The following is a 16,427-nucleotide window of genomic DNA, read 5'->3' on the forward strand; positions in this document are numbered from 1 at the left end:
TCTTTCGCGCTGTTTCGGGTCGCTTTTGCCGTCCCTGTGTAGCTTGCCGGCGACCGGGCTGTCCAGCGCGCACCCCGCGCACCCGCTCGCGCGCCGGGCTGCGGCAAAAGTGCCTTGGCTAAAATATGACCTTCACATTCATGTTTGATTGGCCTATCCAAGACGGGCTCATTCCGGCGCGCCCGCAGCCCATGCCCGCAGCCGCCATGCCGCATCGCAAGCCTTGTGCCAGCCGTCTCATTGCCACCCTCGCGCCTGTGCATCGCCGCCGGCGCTGTCCCTCGCGGGAAGATCAAGGACGTGCCGCCATGGATGCAGACGACAAGACCAGAGCCTTTCCCCGGATGATCCCCGCGCTGACCGGGCTGGCCGCCGGCCTGTCCTTGCAGGCGGGTGCTGCGCTGGCGCAATCGGCCTCGCCCGGCGCGGTGATCGTGCTGGACCAGATCGAGATCCGCGCCGACACCACCGCGCGGCGCTTCGAGGCGACGCCGGGCGCTGTGGCGCTGATCGACCGCAGCGATGCGTCGGGCGAGGCGGCGCCGACGCTGGCCGACACGCTGTCCGAGGTGCCCGGCGTCGTCGTGCAGGAGTTCTTCGGCGGCAACGACCAGCCGCGCATCCAGATCCGCGGCTCGGGCCTGCAACAGAACCCGGCCGAGCGCGGCCTGCTGATCCTTCAGGACGGCATGCCGGTGAACCGCGCCGACGGCTCCTATGTCGTCGGCCTTGCGGCGCCCGGCCAGGCCGAGAGCATCGAGGTGTTTCGCGGCGCCTCGGCCAATCGCATCGGCGCGAACGTGCTGGGCGGCGCGATCAACTTCGCCTCGCCCTCGGGGGCCTCGGCGCCGGGGATGCGGCTCAGCTTCGGCGGCGGCAGCTTCGGGCGGGGCGAGGTCGCGGGCAGCTATGGCATCGACGGCGAGCGCGCCGATGTGCTGCTGCGCTTCGAACATGCGCAGAAGGACGGCTATCGCGACTACAACGGCTCGCGCCGCACGGGGATCGGCGGCAACGTCACCTTGCAGACGGGCGAGGCGGTGACGCGGCTGTTCCTCAGCCATACCGACCTGGAATTCGACGTGGCCGGGCCGCTGACCTGGGACGCGATCCAGAACGATCCAGAAAGCAACCATGCCGGGCCGGTGATCGTCGGCGGCGTGCCGGTGGGGCCGGGGCCGAACGTGCTGCGCGACCGGCCGCGGCGCGAGACCCGGCAGACCCTGGCCGGGGCGCGGACGACGCTGGAGCGCGGCGCGGACATCTATGACTTCGGCTTGAGCCTGTCGCGGACGGATGACAGCTTTGCCTTTCCGATCTCGGCTGGGTTCCGCGACACCGAGGGCACCGACGCGACGCTGACCGCGCGCTACAGCCGGCTGGGCGAGGGCGCGTTGCCGTTGTTCGAGACCGGCCTGACCTGGTCCTTCGGCAAGGCCGACCGCGATTATTTCCACAACCTGGGCGGCGCGCGCGGCCCGGCCTTCGGCCGCAACCGGCTGACGGCCGATACGCTGTCGGTCTTTGCCGGGGCGAACCTGCCGCTGGGCGGGTTCACCCTGTCGCCCTCGATCGCCTTCAACCATGCCAGTCGCGAAAGCGATGACCGCTGGGGCGGGGCGACCCGGCCGACGGTGGCCTACAGTCCGATGAACCCCGGCATGCGCCTGCCCGATGGGGCGGTGCCGGCGGTCTCGACCAGCTACGACCGCAGCTATAGCGGCTTCACGCCGGCGCTGGCCCTGTCCTGGACCCCGGCCGAGGGGCAGTTCGCCTGGATCTCGCTGGCGCGCGGATTCGAGCCGCCGACCCATGACGACCTGCTGGGCACGGTGGGCGGCACGCCGAACAGCGGGCCGGGCCGGCCGAACCCCGCCGATCCCGCGGCGCCGGCGGCGATGTTCGCGACGCCCGACCTGGAGGCGCAGACCTCGACCACGCTGGAGCTGGGCTGGCGCGGGACATGGCAGAACCTGTCCTGGGACGCGACCGTCTATCACGCGCGGCTGAAGAACGAACTGCTTTCGCTGCGCGACGTGACCGGCGCCACGCTGGCCTCGGTCAATGCCGGGCGGACGCGGCACAGCGGGGTCGAGCTTGGCCTGTCGGGCGATCTTGCGGAAACGCTGGCGGCGCGGCTGGCATGGACCTGGCAGGATTTCCGCTTTGACGACGATCCCTTGCGCGGCGACAACCGCATCGCCGGCGCGCCGCGCAACGTGATCTCGCTGGTGCTGGACTGGCGCCCGGCCGAGCGGCTGACGGTCACCGGCAAGCTGCATTGGGTGCCGGGCAAGACGCCGGTGGACAACATGAACACGGTATTCAACGACTCTTATGCGCTGGTCGATCTGGGGGTCGAATACGCGCTGACGCCGAATGCCCTGGTCCATCTCCAGGTCACCAACCTGACGGATGAACGCTATGCCGCCTCGACGCTGGTCGTGGACCAGGCCTCGGCGGGGCAGGCGGCCTTCATCCCGGGCGAAGGGCGGGCCTTCTATCTGGGCACGCGGCTGCGGTTCTGATGATGGAGCGCGCCGCCGCCCGGATGCCCCATGCCTTGCCTGCGGTTCATGCGAGAGGGCCGCACCGTGTCCCGGTGCGTGCCATTGACCGGCGGGCGCGGGCCGTGCTTTTGTGCGGGCGGATCGAGGAAGCCCCCTTCATGCGACTGACCAGCTTTTCGGATTACGCGCTGCGGCTGCTGATCTATGCGGCGCGCCATCCCGACCGGCTGGTGACCATCGAAGAGGCGGCCCTTGCCTATGACATCTCGCGCAGCCATCTGACCAAGGTGGCCAATGTGCTGACGCGGGCAGGGTTCCTGAACTCGGTTCGCGGCCGCTCGGGCGGGCTGGAGCTGGGCCGCGATCCGGCCGCGCTGCGGCTGGGCGAGGTGCTGCGGGTGACCGAGCCGGACATGGCCGCCGCCGAATGCTTCGGCCCCGAAGAGATCCGCGATCCCAACCGCCCCGGTGCGCTGGACGCGGCGATCCGGGATGCGCTTGCCGCCTTCCTGCAGGTGATGGACCGCCGCACGCTGGCCGACCTGCTGGCCGACGAACAGGAGTGAGCCATGGGTTTTCCCGCCTTCTTCGACGATGCGCCGGTGATCCGGGTCCGTGATCCGCTGGCGGGTTTTCTCGGCACGGCCGAGGGCGGGGCGATGACCTATCGCTATGCCGATGCCGTGCGGCTTTGCGGCCATTCCTGCCCGGTAGTCGCCGGCGCCTGGCTGATGGTGCTGGCCGGGCTGGAATGGCTTTACGGCGACGACCTGCCCGAACGCGGCGGCATCGAGGTCCATATGCGCGACGGTGTTGCGCAGGGCACGACCGGCGTCACCGCCTCGGTCGCGACGCTGGTCACGGGTGCCGCGGCCGAGGGCGGCTTTCACGGCATCGGGTCGGGGCATCTGTTCTCGCGCCGCGGGCTTTTGCGCTTCGAGGCGCCGATCGACGGCGTCATGGCGCTGCGGCGGCGCGATGATGGCGCGGGCGTGGTCATCGACATCGACACCGGCCATGTCCCGCACGACCCGGCCATCGCCGACCTGATGCCGCCCGCGGTCGCGGGACTGACCGATCCGGCCGAACAGGCCCGTTTCGCGGTATTGTTCCAGGACCGGGTGCGCCGGATGCTGGCGGCGGCCGACGACCCCAAGCTGATCCATCTCTACGACTGGCCGGCGGAATGAACCGCCCGGCTTGGCCCGGTGACGCCGCCCCCTATCGGCGCACCCCGGAATTCACTGAAACCACCGTGCCGGGTGGTCTCTTGCGTGCCCATGCCACCCGCCCCGGCACCTGGGCGCGGCTGCATGTGCTGGAGGGGCGGCTGCTCTTTCGCGATCTGGTGGACGGTGCCGAACTGCTGCTGGGGCCGGGCATCCATCCGCTGATCCATCCAGAGCGGCCGCACGAGGTTGCGGCCCCGGCGCCGGTGCGGTTTTTCGTCGAGTTCTGTGCCCGGCCGGGCGATTTCGCGGCCTCGACCTGACCTATGTCAAGGATGCCCGGCCGTGCCGGCCTATGGTATCGACAACGCCGCGCCAGCCCTCCGCCAGCGACCCCTCGTTCACTTTGCGCCTGCCAGGAGGGCAGCCATGTCCCTTATCCTTCGCAATCCCTCGCGCCGCACCGTCCTTGCCGGGGCGGGGGCGCTGGCCGCCACGCTGGCGGCACCCCGCCTCCTGCGCGCTGCGCCGCTTGCCCGTCTGGCGCTGTTCGGCCCGCCTGCCGGACCCAGCATCACCCTGGCCCATGCCGTGGCCAGCGGCGCGCTGAAGGATCTGTCGGCCGAGGTGTCGCTGACCGTCTGGCGCAGCCCGGACGAGTTGCGCGCCGGCCTGACCTCGGGGACCATCGACCTGTCGGTGGTGCCGGTGCAGGTCGCGGCGAACCTTTACAACCGCGGCATGGGGCTGCGGCTGGTCAATACGATGACGGACGGGCTGCTGTTCATCGTGGCCGAATCCGGCACGGTCGCGGATCTCGCGGCGCTGGAGGGCCGGCGGTTGGCCGTGCCCTTCGTCAACGACACGCCCGATTTCGTGCTGCGCGCGCTGCTGGCGCGGCAGGGCATCGCCGACAAGGTGCAACTGGTGCCCGTCGGCAGCCCCATCGAGGCCGCGCAGATGCTGCTGGCCGGCCAGATCGAGGCGGCGCTGCTGAGCGAGCCTGCCTCCAGCGTCGCGATCATGCGCGGCCGGACGGTGGGCAAGGCTTTCGCCCGGGTGATCGACCTGCAAGCGGAATGGGGCCGGCAGGGCGATGTCGGCCCGGTGCTGCCGCAGGCCGGGCTGGCCGCGACCGACGCCTTTCTGGCCGAGGGGGCGGAACTGCTGGAGCCGTTGCAGGCCGCGCTGGTGCGGGCGAATGACGAGGTTCTGGCCGATCCGGTGCAGGCCGCGACCGAAGCCTCCGGCCCGCTGGACATGCCCGCCCCGATCCTGGCGCTGTCGGTTCCCCATTCCCGGCTGGCCGTGCGCCCGGCCGGAGAGGCGCGGCCGGCCGTCGAGGCGATCCTGTCGCTGATGGCGGAAACCGATGCCGCGATCATCGGCGGCAAGCTGCCCGATGCGGGGTTCTATCTGCTGTGAGCCTGCTTGCGGCCTGTCTCGACCGGCTGGCGCGGCTGGGCCGGTTCCTGTGGTCGGCCTGGGCCGGGCTGGCGGGGCTCGCGCTGATCGGTGCGCTGTGGCAGGCGGGGCACGAGGCCTATGGCGACTTCATCCTGACCGCGCCGCTGGACACGCTGGCCGCCGCGGCGCGGCTTTTGCACGAGGGCAGGGCGCAGGAATTGCTGGCGCTGACCACCGCCCGGGCGCTGGCCGGTTTCGGGCTTTGCGCGCTGATCGGCACGCTGGCCGGGGTGGCGGCGGGCTATTCGCCGGCCACGCTGCGGCTGTCGCGGCCGGTCCTGACCCTGCTTCTGGGCGTGCCGCCGATCGCCTGGATCGTGCTGGCGATGATCTGGTTCGGCCCCTCGGACATGACCGTGGCGGTGACGATCCTGATCTCGGCCACGCCTGTGGTCTTTGTCGGCGCGGTCGAGGGGGTGGTGACGCGCGACCGCGGCCTTGACGACATGGCGCGGGTCTTTGGCGCCGGCCCCTTGCGGCGCTTCCTGTTCGTATCGGCCCGGCAGATTTCGGCGCAGCTGTTCCCGGCGCTGATCCTGGCACTCGGCTCGGCCTTCAAGGTCGCGATCATGGCGGAGCTGCTGGCCAATGCCGGCGGCATCGGCGGTGCGCTGGCGCGGGCGCGGGCCATGCTGGACATCGCCGAGGCGCTGGCCTGGGTCAGCCTGGCCGTCGCCGCGCTGATCGCTGTCGAATACGTCCTGATCCGCCCGGTCCGGGCCGAACTGGAACGCTGGCGCGAGGCCGCCGCACCCTGGGGCGTCAAGCGATGAGCCTGCTGGAGCTGAATCGCATCGGCCACGCCTTTTTCGGCCGCACCGTGCTGGAGGGCATCACCCTGACCGTCGAGCGGCAAGAGATCGTGGCGCTGGTCGGGCCGTCGGGTTCGGGCAAGTCGACCCTCGCCCATATCGCCGCCGGGCTGGTCGAGCCGCGCGAGGGGCGCGTCGCCCGCCGCTACCTTCGCCATGCGATGGTGTTTCAGGATCCGCGACTGATGCCTTGGGCGACGGCGGCCGGCAATATCGGCTTTCCGCTGCGCCTGTCGCGCGCGCCGCGCCGGATGCGGCGCCGGATGATCGGAGATGCCGCGCTGCGCGCCGGGCTCTTGCCCGAGGACCTGGGGAAATACCCCTCCGAGCTTTCGGGCGGCATGCGCCAGCGCGCCGCCATCGCCCGCGCGCTGGTGACCGACCCGGATTTCATCTATTTCGACGAACCCTTTACGGCGCTGGATGTCGCGCTGAAGCGGCGGATGCAGGACCTGGTGATCGAGGCCGCCGCCTCGGCGCGGTTCGCGGCGCTGTTCATCACCCACGACCTGCTGGAGGCGATCCGCATCAGCCACCGCATCCTGGTGCTGGACGCGGGCGGGCGCGGCATCGCGGGCGAGCGCCTGCCGCCCGGCAACCCCGGAACCCGCGACGAGGCGGCGATCTTTGCCCTGCGCCAGCATTACCTGACCGCCGACCCGCTGTTTGCGCATATCCACGACATCGACGAACGGCTGCGCCCATGAAGCCCCCCTTGCATCGCGTGCTTTCCGACGAAGGCTTCAGGCTGTTCTTTCCGCTGGCGGCGCTGCATGCGGCGTTGTGGCCGCTGCTTTGGGTGGCGCTCTGGTCCTTCGACCTGCCCTTTGCGCGCCGGATCCCGCCCGGCATCTGGCATGCGAACGAGATGATCTTCGGCGCCTGGGGCGCGGCGCTGCTGGGCTTTCTGACCACTGCCGCGCCGGAATGGACCGACACGCCGCGCCTGCGCGGGCGGCCGCTGTGGTGGCTTGCCGCGCTTTGGGGGCTGGCACGGATCGCGGGGCTTATGGGCGCGGACGCGCTGATCCTGCCGGCGATGCTGGCGGATCTGGCCTGGCTGGTGCTGCTGCTGGCCTATTTCCTGAAGGTCTCGCTGGAGCAGCGCACGACGCGGCTGCTAAGCTTTGCGGGCTGGCTTTTCGCGCTGACGCTGGCGGGGCTGATGGCGCGCATGGCGATGCTGGCGGGGCAGGCCGAGGCGGCGGCGGAATGGCTGCGCATCGCGGGGCTGGTGTTTCTGGGGCTGCTCGCCCTTGCCCTGGCGCGGATCACCGTGCCGGTCACGAACATCGTGCTGGACCCCAGCGAAAGGACCTCGCCCTTCCGGCCGCATCCGGGGCGGCTGAACCTGTCGGCCGGGCTGGTGGCCCTGGCGCTGATCGGGCAGGTTGCGGGCCTGTCGCCGGCGGTCGCGGGCTTTCTGTGGATCGCCGCCGGCGCCGCCTTCATGGACCGCATGGCCGAGGGCTTTGTCGGCCCCGAGGCGTTTCGCGCCGAGATCATGGTGCTGATGGCGGCGGCGGGCTTTGCCGGCGTGGGGCTGCTGGGTCTGGGTGCCGCAGCCTTGGGCGCGCCCTGGGCCGAGGCCGGGCCGCTGCACCTGGCGCTGATGGGGGGCTTGGGCCTGGGCGTCCTGGCGGTGCTGGCGATTGCGGGGCGGTTCCATACCGGGCAGGGGCTGGGCCTGAACTGGCAGACCCGGGCCGCTTTCGTGCTGGCCGCCGCGGCGGTGCTGCTGCGCGCCCTGCCCGAGATGGGGCTGATGCCCTGGCCGCCCGGCCCGCTGCATCTGGTCGCGGCGGTCCTGTGGGCGGCGGCGTTCCTGCTGTGGCTGGCCGATTACTGGCCGGCGATCAGCCGCCTGCCGTGAAGGACAGGCGGCGGCGCGCTCAGGCGGCAAGCTGCCGGGTCTGGCCAAGCGCCTGGTCGATGGCGGCCTGGCGCTGTTCGGGACCGATGCTCACGCCATCGGCCATCACGAATTCGGCCTCGATGCCGATGAAGGCAAAGACCGAGCGCAGATAGCTCTCCAGATGCTCCAGCGCGATCCTGGCCTCGTCGCTGTAAAAACCGCCGCGCGCCAGGGCGACGATCACGCGCTTGCCCTTGGCCAGCCCCTCCGGCCCTTCGGCGGTATAGCGGAAGGTCTTGCCGGCAACGACGATGCGGTCGATCCATGCCTTGAGCTGGCTGGGCAGGGTGAAGTTATACATCGGCGCGCCGATCACCACCGTATCGGCGGCCAGGAACTCGTCCAGCACCGAAGTGTCGCCAAGCGCATCCAGCGTCAGGTGCGGCAGCGGCGCGCTGGCAAGATCGCGGCGAATGACGGGGATGCCGGGCTGCGCCTCGGCCAGCCGGTCGATGATCGCCTGGCTGACGATGCGGCTGACGCTGTTCTCGCCGGTGATGCTGCTGTCGATATGCAGGATGGTCACTCTTGTCTCCTAGGTATGGAATCTATACTCAGATCCCCTAAGTAACCATCGGGGAACCCCCCGCAAGAAGGCACAATCCTGTGCCGCACTTACATGGCTGTGACCTGGTCACACCGAGGTAACCGGAGAAACCAGATGCATGATCCGAACAGTTTCGGTTGCAGGGCCTTCACCGCCGTCCTGCAAAGGATCGGCGACAAATGGAGCTTGCTGATCGTCTCGGTCCTGGCCGAAGGGCCGAAGCGGTTCAACGAATTGCGGCGCGAGATCCCCAGCATTTCCCAGCGCATGCTGACGCTGACCCTGCGCGGGCTGGAACGCGACGGGCTGGTGTCGCGCACGGTGACGCCCAGCATCCCGCCCCGCGTGGATTACGAACTGACCGAGCTTGGCCAATCGCTGCGCAAGCCGGTCTGCGCCCTTGCGGAATGGGCGATGGCGAATATCGACGCGATCCATACCGCCCAGTCGCGCTTCGACCGGGCGAATGGCGAAAAGGTCTAGCCCCGCCTTTTCAGGTCATGTCCGCGCCGCCCAGTAATCATGCCAACGCCGGCGCAAGGTGGGTTGCATCCAGTCTTGCGCATCCAGGCCGGCCGGAGAGAAATGCGCGAAATCCGTAGTGATTTCCTGGTGTTGGCGCGATACGCCCCATGACAGCATGTCCAATGCCGTGACCGCCCACACATTCGCCATGTCCATATCGCTTCTGCGCAGCGACAGCGCATTGAGATAGGCCAGATAGGCATAGGCATATTCGCCATCGCCGCCCCGCCGCATCCGCTTGATTCGCGCGGCAATGCGGTTTCCCATCCGGCAGGGCGGGTTTCTTTCCAGCGGTGCAAGCGGCGTGTTCATTCCCTCTATCCCGCCACCTTGCAGGATTTTCGGAAACATGCGCTTGATCTGATAGTGGTAATAGGCCCGCGGCCCGTTCCAATAATGCTCGACCAGGTCGTCGCAATCCGACAGTTCCGTCTCATTGCCGAAACCCAGCGACGCGGCCAGTTGCACGGCCGTGAACACCGAGCTTTGTGCGCGGATTTCCTGCATCGCGGCCTTTACGCCCTCCATGAGCGCGGCGTCGCTGGGGTGCAGGCCCAGAACGCCGGCATTGTGCATGACCGTATTCCGGTCGACCGGCCAGCCTGCCAATACGCCGCTGGTATTGCGGATCAGGCTTTCCCATTCCGGCCATTCCGGGCTGTCCCGCAATATTCCTTCGCGGGCATGCATCAGGGTCTTGCCCGGCCCGATCCGGTCGAACAGGTGCTTGGGGTGGGCGTGGAAAACGGTATCGCTGTCGATCAGGATCGTCGGCGCGTCGAAATGCCGGACGGCATGGTGCAGGGCATGGGCCTGGATGGCATGGGTATAGCTGCCGTTCATCTGCCATTCCAGAAGCGTATCGGGCGTGATCGGCAGGTGATCGGCGGGAAGATCGGGGCGACGGTTTTCCGCATCCGCGGCCAGGACAATGCGAATCCCGGCCGGGTCGTCCTGCAGAAAGCGCATGGCGGAAAGGACGCTGTAGGTCAGTTCAAGATGATAGGCGCGCTGATTTCCGTAGATCTGGAAAAGAAGGATTTTCAAGGACCCGCTCCCCCTGCTCTGATCTGGGCGCATGCGACTTGGCCGGATGTTTCGGGATCGTCCTGCATGGCGGCGAGAAACTCCGCTGACGAGAACAGAAAGCCCTCGTCCCGCAAGGTATCGATCCCGCGCCATGGACGAGGCTCCTGCGGGTCCAGCCGCATGGCGTTTTCGTCGCCGATGGCGGAAATGCGCCTGCTGTCCTCGCCGTGATCCCACCGGCCCTCGCGGATCGCCAGCCGGTCGCGCGCCACCCAATCCCCGGCCAGCTTGTAATGGCGGACAAGCAGCATGGTATCGGCCAGCGTGACGTTCGTGGCGCAATGCGGGTGCGGCATCGGCGTTATGCCGGGCAGGTTCCGCACGAGGGAATGTTTCGACAGAAAGGGATTTTCTCCGAAAAGCTCGGCCCGCACGCCGCCGCGCCGAAAGCTTATTTGCGGATGGTTGCATATATTGTTGCGAAGGAACCAGTTGAAGCTCGTGGCATGTTGGTCGGAATATGGAATGACCTCGATATGCCTGACGGAATAGAGATTATGCGCCTTGATGGATTCCGCATAATCCATATATCGCAATTCACGATAGGGCAGGGTTGAGAAGTGATCGAGCATTTGCCCCAAGACCGAAGTATATCCCCGATCGTTGCAATATCCCAGCAACCGGGTCAACCCACCGGTGGGAATTTCGATCAGCTCGTCGGAATCGGCGAACAGTATCCATCCGCCCTTTGCAACCCTTTGCGACAATTCCGAGCGCAATGCGCTTTCATACAGCTTGGCCGGCAGGTCGTTCTGCAGAACGGTCAGCCGATCATAATTCCTGCAAATATCTACGGTTGCATCGGTCGAGCCGTTGTCGATCACAAGGATATGTGCTGCGCCAAGCGAAAAATGATGCTCGATGAACTTCCGAATGAACCAGGAAGAGTTGCGTGCAAGCAATGTCACCATGGCTTGCGTATCGGAAAGTTCCACGAATTCCGGGCCATGCAGATGCCGCGTTTTCATCCAGCGCCTTTGCTGGGCCACCCTTCTCCTGACCACGCGGGAGACCCCGCCGATTATGCGGCTAATCATTCGATCTCCAATTGCCCGATTCCAGAAGACGGCGTGGTTTCCTGATGGCCGAGAACATCCCTGGATATACGGTTCCCTTATTTCCCCCTTGGATCGCTGGCCTTTCAAATAAGATTGAGTGCGTCCCGGGACCAAGTCAAGCGCGCAAGTGTCCGCTATGCCTTAAAATACAGGCGCCCGGCGTGTAAAAAATGGCGGTGCGCTCGTTATTGGCGAAACCCCGATCCGCCGAACAACCTTGAACGTCAGGATGGGTGGCAGGAGGGGCTGCGGCCCTTGGCCCGCAGATATCTCTCCATGCCCTGGCGCTTCTGGATTCGCGGCGGCGGGGATATGATTCATGTCAAGGCGCGGCCGACATGCCTGGGGTCATATGTCGAAAAGGACGGTTGTCATGGACCTTGCCCTTCTTCTCGAGCATTTCCCCGAGCCGTATCTGGCGGCGCTCTTCGGTCTTCTGGTCGGCGCCGTCTTCGGCTTTTCCGCCGAGCGTTCGTCCTTTTGCCTGCGGGCCGCGACGGTGGAGTTCGCCCGCGGCAGCCTGGGGCCCAGGGTTGCCGTGTGGCTGCTGACCTTTTCCACTGCGGTCATCTGGGTGCAGGGCGCGCGCCTGCTGGGGCTGTTTCGAGCCGAGGACGCCCGGATGATGGCCGTTACCGGCAGTTGGTCCGGTGCGGTGATTGGCGGGCTGATGTTCGGCGCGGGCATGGTGCTGGCGCGGGGCTGTTCGGGGCGGCTCTTGGTGCTGGCCGCCACCGGGAACCTGCGCTCGGTCGTGTCGGGGCTGATCTTCGCGGTGGTGGCGCAGATGGCGCTGCATGGCTGGCTGGCCCCCTTGCGGCAAGAGCTTGCGGGGCTGTGGACCACGGCGGGCGGGCGCAATGTCAGCCTGCTGACGGCGCTGCCCCTGCCCGAATCCGGCGCCATCCTGATCGGCTTCGGCTTTGCCGCGGCGGCGCTTTGGCTGGCACGGGCGAACCGGATCGGCGTGCGGGTGCTTGTCTTCGCTTCGGGTGCGGGATTTGCGGTGGCGCTTGGCTGGGTGCTGACCTTTTCCCTGTCGCAACAGGCTTTCGAGCCGGTCAGCGTGACATCGGCCACCTTCTCGGGGCCCTCTGCCAGCACGCTGATGTTCTTTCTGACGGAAAAACCGGGGCTGGATTTCGACATCGGCCTGGTGCCGGGCGTCTTTGCCGGGGCCTTTCTGTCGGCGGCGCTGAAGCGGCGGCTGAAGTTCCAGGGCTTCGAGGGCGAGGGGCAGATGCGGCGCTCGATGCTGGGGGCGGCGCTGATGGGATTCGGCGCCATGCTGGCCGGGGGCTGCGCCATCGGTGCCGGTGTTTCGGGCGGCTCGATCTTCGTGGCGACGGCCTGGCTTGCACTGTTGTGCATGTGGATCGGGGCCGCGATCACCGATCTGCTGGTCGATCAGGCCGGGAAACGTGCCCCGGCCTGAACCCTATTCGAACTCCATCTCGGCAAAGACCACGCCGGCATTCTTGGTGGCCAGCTCCTCGAACGTGTCGAGATGCGACCAGCGCGACTGGTCGACGTAATAGGCGCCGGCCAGATCGCCGCCCTCCTCGATATGTGCGCCGATCTTTTCGCGCAGGTCGGCCAAATAGTCGCGGGTATGGCGCGTGACCTGCGCCAGATTCGTCGGATGGCCGTGGCCGGGAATGACATGGGCCGGGGCGAGCGGCGCGAATTTCGTCTCCCAGGTCTCGATCCAGCAAGAGGTGCAGGTGCCCTCGAAGATCGGCGGCATGCGCTCGTGAAAGGCGATGTCGCCGGCGATCATCATCGACCATTCCGGAATCCAGACCTGGGTATCGCCGGGCGAATGCGCGGGGCCCAGGTGCAGCACCTCGATGGCGACGCCGCCCATGGCGATGTCCTTGCGATCGGTGAAGGTCTCGGTCGGAGGGGCGATCACCGTGCCCTCGGCCCGTTCCCGGGCATAGTTTCGAAGGCTGGCCAGGTCCTGCGGTGCACCGTCCGCGAATTCGGCGGCGGCTTCCTCATGCGCCAGGATCGGCACGCCCTGCGCCGCCCAATAGCCGTTGCCCAGCATGGCATGGCCCTGGCCGTTCTCGTTGATGACCAGTTTCACCGGCTGGTCGGTGACGGCGCGGATCTCGGCATGCAGCGCCTCGGCCAATTGCCACGAGGCGCCCGCATTCACCACGATCACGCCGTCGCCGGTCACGATGAAGGTCAGGTTGTTGTTGTGCCCGGCATTGTCATAGGTCGGCGGCGCCGTGGCGCCGATGGCCGAGAAGACATGCGGGATCACCTCGACCGGCTTCGAATACAGCACCGATTGCGGATATTGGTCGGGAATGTCCTCGGATGCCAGGGCGGGCAGGGCGATCAGGCAAAGGATCAGCCGGCGCATCAGATGTCCTCCGCGAAGCGATAGCCGGTTTCGGTTCTTTCCACCCGTCCCAGCCCGCCCTGCGGCAGGTGGTAGCCGATGAAGGGCATGGCCCCGTCCGCCAGCCGCTCCAGCAGCGCGACGCGGGTGGCGGCGGCCAGCGCGGGATCCTGGTCCGAGGGCGCGGGCCAGTCGGGGCGGTCGAAGGCGACGTGGTGGTTGCCGATCGCGTCGCCCACGACCATCAGCGTGCCCTCGGGCGTGGCGATCTCATAGGCCAGGTGGCCGGGGGTATGGCCGGGCGTCAGCCGCGCGGTGATGCCGGGCAGGGCTTCTTCGCCGTCGGCCAGCTTGCGGATGCTGTCCGCGACGATCTCCAGCCGCCGCGAGGCGCCGATGGCGAAGCTGGCGCGGTCCTCGCCGATGCTTTCGACCGTGGCCGGGTCCATCCAATAGTCGAACTCGGCCTGGCCGATCATGTATTCGGCATCGGCGAAGACCGGCTCGTCGAATTCGTCCAGCAGGCCCCAGAGGTGATCGGGATGGCCGTGGGTGATCAGCACATGCGTCACATCCCCGGGCGTCAGGTCCAGCGCCTCCAGCGCCTCGGCCAGCTTGCCGGCGGTGGGCATGAAATCCGGCCCCGCGCCCAGGTCGAACAGCACGGTGTTCGTGCCGTCGCGCAGCAGCGTCAGGTTGCAGGGCGGCGTCAGCCCGTCCGCCGCCAGCCCGTGCCGGTCGAGCAGGGCCGCGATCTCGGCCTCGGGCAGGCCGGCGAAGGTAAAGTCCAGCGGCAGTTCCAGATGCCCGTCCGACAGGCTGTCGACGCGCACCGTTCCCATGGTCAGGGTGCTGGCGGCCCAGACCCGCCTGCCGGGCAGGACCAGGGCGGCGGCGGAAGCGGCAAGGAAATGGCGGCGGTTCAGGTGCATGGGGTTCTCCTTTCGGTTCAGCCGAAGATGTCGGCGGTGATGCCCGCATACCAGCCGAGGCTTTCCTCATAGGTGCGCCGGCGCAGCGCGGCATCCTCGCCCGTGTCGCTGATGAAGCTCTCGACGCTGGCGATCCTGTCGTCATTGGGCTCATAGGAGGCGCCCAGCTTGACGCCGTCCTCGGGCGCGAGCAGCGACCAGCAGGTGTTGGAGTATTTGGCCGGAAAGAGGCGCGAGCCGGTCAGTTCGGCCCGGATCGCCATTGCCGCCACCTTGGCCTGGCTGTTGGCCGAGAAGGCGGATTTCGGCATGTCGCCCTGGGCGCTGGAATCGCCCAGGACCCAGGCATTCCCGTCGATGCGGGACTTCATGCTGTCGGGATGGACCGGGGCCCAGCCGGATTCGTCGGTCAGCCCGGCGATGGCGGCGATGCGGCCGGCGGTCTGGGCGGGGATCACGTTGCAGCAATCCACCTTTTGCGCCACGCCCTCGACGACCACTTCCATGCTGTCGGGCCGCACGGCGACATCGGCGCCGCCGAACTCGGGATTGATCCATTCGATCATGCCGTCGTAATATTTTCCCCACCCCTCCTCGAACAGCGCCTGCTTGGAGAATTTCTCCTTGGGGTCCAGGATGATGATCTTGGCCGTCGGGTTGGTCTGCTTCAGCAGATGCGCCACCATGCTGGCCCGTTCATAGGGGCCGGGCGGGCAGCGATAGGGGTTGGGGGGCGCGACCATGGCGAAGGTGCCGCCCTGCGGCATCGCCTGGATCATGCGCTTCAGCAACTCGGTCTGCGGCCCGGCCTTGTAGGCATGGGGCATGATCTCGGCCGCGTCGAGCGACCAGCCCGGAACCGAATCCTCGACGAAATCGATGCCGGGCGACAGCACCAGCCGGTCATAGGCCAGCACCTGCCCGCCCGCCAGCGTGACCGTCCGCGCCTCGCGGTCCACCGCCGTCGCCCGGTCGTTGACGACGGTCACGCCGCCCGCGGCCATCTTGTCATAGCCGTGCCGGAGGCTGTCGAAATCGCGCAGCCCGCCGATATGGAGGTTCGAGAAGAAGCAGGTCGTATAGACCGGATCGGCCTCGACCAGCGTCACGTCCAGCGCGCCCTGGGAATCCTTGGCCAGATAGCGCGCCGCCGTGCCGCCGCCGGCGCCGCCGCCGATGACGACGACCTTGGGCTTGCCCTGTCCCAGCACGGCGGGCGCATAAAGCAGGCCGGTCGCGGCCGCGCTGCCGGCGATCAGTTCTCGTCTGGTCAGGATCATGGTCTCGTTCCTTTCCTGTTTGCGGCTGCGGGGCCTTTGCCCCGGCCGCCTTCGGTCATTCGAGCGTGGCGAAATAGGCCGCGAGCGCCGCGATTTCCTCTTCGCTCAGGCGCCCGGCCATCATCTGCATCACCGGATGCGGCCGCAGCTTTTGCCGATAGGCATGCATGGCCACCACGAAATCCTGCTCCGGCCAGCCCGCGATCGAGGGGATGCCCTGATCCGATCCGTCGCGCTGGTGGCAGGTCGTGCATTCCGCGGACAGGTATTCGCCGAACCCGGGATCGCCCTGCAAGGCCAGTATCCACCCGGGCAGGACCGGCGCGCTGGCGCGGGCGGTGGGCTCGGCTTCCGGGATGTCCTGCGGCCGGTCGGAATAGGCGCGCAGATAGGCCATCAGGTCGCCCCTTGCCTGCGCATCGGCCTGCCCGCGATAGGCCATGCGCGTGCCCGAAACCAGCGCCTTCGGGTTCTCGATATAGGCGTCCAGCGTCGACAGGGTCCAGGTCAGGCCGTCATTGCCCATGCGCAGCATCGCCCTGGAATAGTTGAAGCCGGCAAGGCTGCCCGCGCGGCGGCCGAAGATGCCGTTCAGCCTTGGGCCGGTGGCATCCGTCGCCCCTGGTCCGATGCGGTGGCAGGCGGAGCATTCCTCCGCGAACAGTTCGGCCCCGCGCAACGGATCGCCGATCTCGCTGGCCGCGACCGGAAAGGCGCCGGACGCGACCGCAATGGACAGCGCAGCAGGGATGGCGCGCCATCTCATC

The 16,427-nt window shown here is 67.7% G+C and carries 17 protein-coding genes; 10 read left to right on the forward strand and 7 right to left on the reverse strand.

Annotation, left to right across the window (positions count from 1 at the left end; genetic code table 11):
- The first annotated feature begins 308 nt into the window (after positions 1-308).
- The 8 genes from QPR87_RS04120 to QPR87_RS04155 all read left to right on the forward strand — a co-directional run bounded on the left by QPR87_RS04120 (position 309) and on the right by QPR87_RS04155 (position 7,831).
- Positions 309-2,528, forward strand: coding sequence for a TonB-dependent receptor family protein (locus QPR87_RS04120; protein ID WP_285048480.1), 2,220 nt, complete (start codon positions 309-311; stop codon positions 2,526-2,528).
- 140 nt (positions 2,529-2,668) lie between these two features.
- Positions 2,669-3,076 carry an RrF2 family transcriptional regulator gene (locus tag QPR87_RS04125; RefSeq protein WP_104491071.1) on the forward strand — a complete coding sequence of 136 codons (408 nt, stop codon included), beginning with the start codon at positions 2,669-2,671 and terminating at the stop codon, positions 3,074-3,076.
- 3 nt (positions 3,077-3,079) lie between these two features.
- Positions 3,080-3,700 (forward strand): hypothetical protein, encoded by a 621-nt coding sequence (locus tag QPR87_RS04130; RefSeq protein WP_285048482.1) that lies wholly within the window; start codon positions 3,080-3,082, stop codon positions 3,698-3,700.
- Entirely contained in the window at positions 3,697-4,002 is a 306-nt protein-coding gene (locus QPR87_RS04135; protein ID WP_285048484.1) for a TehB family protein, read from the forward strand. Before QPR87_RS04130 ends, QPR87_RS04135 begins: the two co-directional genes overlap by 4 nt.
- Positions 4,003-4,108: 106 nt before the next feature.
- Positions 4,109-5,104, forward strand: a complete 996-nt coding sequence (locus QPR87_RS04140) for an ABC transporter substrate-binding protein (RefSeq protein WP_285048486.1) — start codon at positions 4,109-4,111, stop codon at positions 5,102-5,104.
- Complete coding sequence (locus QPR87_RS04145) at positions 5,101-5,919, forward strand: ABC transporter permease (protein WP_011750397.1); 819 nt, start codon at positions 5,101-5,103, stop codon at positions 5,917-5,919. Before QPR87_RS04140 ends, QPR87_RS04145 begins: the two co-directional genes overlap by 4 nt.
- On the forward strand, positions 5,916-6,665 hold the full coding sequence (locus QPR87_RS04150; protein ID WP_011750396.1) for an ABC transporter ATP-binding protein: 750 nt from the start codon (positions 5,916-5,918) through the stop codon (positions 6,663-6,665). Before QPR87_RS04145 ends, QPR87_RS04150 begins: the two co-directional genes overlap by 4 nt.
- Positions 6,662-7,831, forward strand: coding sequence for an NnrS family protein (locus tag QPR87_RS04155; RefSeq protein ID WP_285048488.1), 1,170 nt, complete (start codon positions 6,662-6,664; stop codon positions 7,829-7,831). The genes QPR87_RS04150 and QPR87_RS04155 overlap by 4 nt, the downstream gene beginning before the upstream one ends.
- Before the next feature lie 19 nt (positions 7,832-7,850).
- Here the strand turns inward: QPR87_RS04155 and QPR87_RS04160 are convergent, their stop codons facing one another.
- Positions 7,851-8,399 (reverse strand): FMN-dependent NADH-azoreductase, encoded by a 549-nt coding sequence (locus QPR87_RS04160; protein ID WP_011750394.1) that lies wholly within the window; start codon positions 8,397-8,399, stop codon positions 7,851-7,853.
- A 135-nt stretch (positions 8,400-8,534) separates the two neighbouring features.
- Between QPR87_RS04160 and QPR87_RS04165 the strand changes: the two genes are divergently transcribed.
- A complete protein-coding gene (locus QPR87_RS04165) occupies positions 8,535-8,903 on the forward strand; it encodes a winged helix-turn-helix transcriptional regulator (protein WP_011750393.1) in 369 nt (122 codons plus the stop codon).
- 15 nt (positions 8,904-8,918) lie between these two features.
- Here the strand turns inward: QPR87_RS04165 and QPR87_RS04170 are convergent, their stop codons facing one another.
- Together QPR87_RS04170 and QPR87_RS04175 are read right to left on the reverse strand one after the other, a co-directional pair.
- Entirely contained in the window at positions 8,919-9,992 is a 1,074-nt protein-coding gene (locus QPR87_RS04170; RefSeq protein WP_285048490.1) for a hypothetical protein, read from the reverse strand.
- Positions 9,989-11,002 carry a glycosyltransferase family 2 protein gene (locus tag QPR87_RS04175; RefSeq protein WP_285048491.1) on the reverse strand — a complete coding sequence of 338 codons (1,014 nt, stop codon included), beginning with the start codon at positions 11,000-11,002 and terminating at the stop codon, positions 9,989-9,991. Before QPR87_RS04175 ends, QPR87_RS04170 begins: the two co-directional genes overlap by 4 nt.
- 463 nt (positions 11,003-11,465) lie before the next feature.
- Between QPR87_RS04175 and QPR87_RS04180 the strand changes: the two genes are divergently transcribed.
- Entirely contained in the window at positions 11,466-12,527 is a 1,062-nt protein-coding gene (locus tag QPR87_RS04180; protein WP_041530453.1) for a YeeE/YedE family protein, read from the forward strand.
- Between the two features lie 3 nt (positions 12,528-12,530).
- Here QPR87_RS04180 and QPR87_RS04185 read toward each other — a convergent pair whose 3' ends face one another.
- Genes QPR87_RS04185 through QPR87_RS04200 form a run of 4 tightly spaced genes read right to left on the reverse strand, consistent with a single transcriptional unit; the run spans position 12,531 to position 16,426 of the window.
- Entirely contained in the window at positions 12,531-13,469 is a 939-nt protein-coding gene (locus QPR87_RS04185) for an MBL fold metallo-hydrolase (protein WP_285048492.1), read from the reverse strand.
- Positions 13,469-14,380 (reverse strand): MBL fold metallo-hydrolase, encoded by a 912-nt coding sequence (locus QPR87_RS04190; RefSeq protein WP_285048493.1) that lies wholly within the window; start codon positions 14,378-14,380, stop codon positions 13,469-13,471. The genes QPR87_RS04185 and QPR87_RS04190 overlap by 1 nt, the downstream gene beginning before the upstream one ends.
- 17 nt (positions 14,381-14,397) lie before the next feature.
- Entirely contained in the window at positions 14,398-15,660 is a 1,263-nt protein-coding gene (locus QPR87_RS04195; RefSeq protein WP_104491062.1) for an NAD(P)/FAD-dependent oxidoreductase, read from the reverse strand.
- Positions 15,661-15,715: 55 nt separating this feature from the next.
- Positions 15,716-16,426, reverse strand: a complete 711-nt coding sequence (locus QPR87_RS04200) for a c-type cytochrome (RefSeq protein ID WP_285048495.1) — start codon at positions 16,424-16,426, stop codon at positions 15,716-15,718.
- Position 16,427: the final 1 nt, after the last annotated feature.

It is taken from the genome of Paracoccus sp. SSJ (genome assembly GCF_030234105.1).
In the GTDB taxonomy this organism is placed as follows: Bacteria; Pseudomonadota; Alphaproteobacteria; order Rhodobacterales; family Rhodobacteraceae; genus Paracoccus; species Paracoccus denitrificans.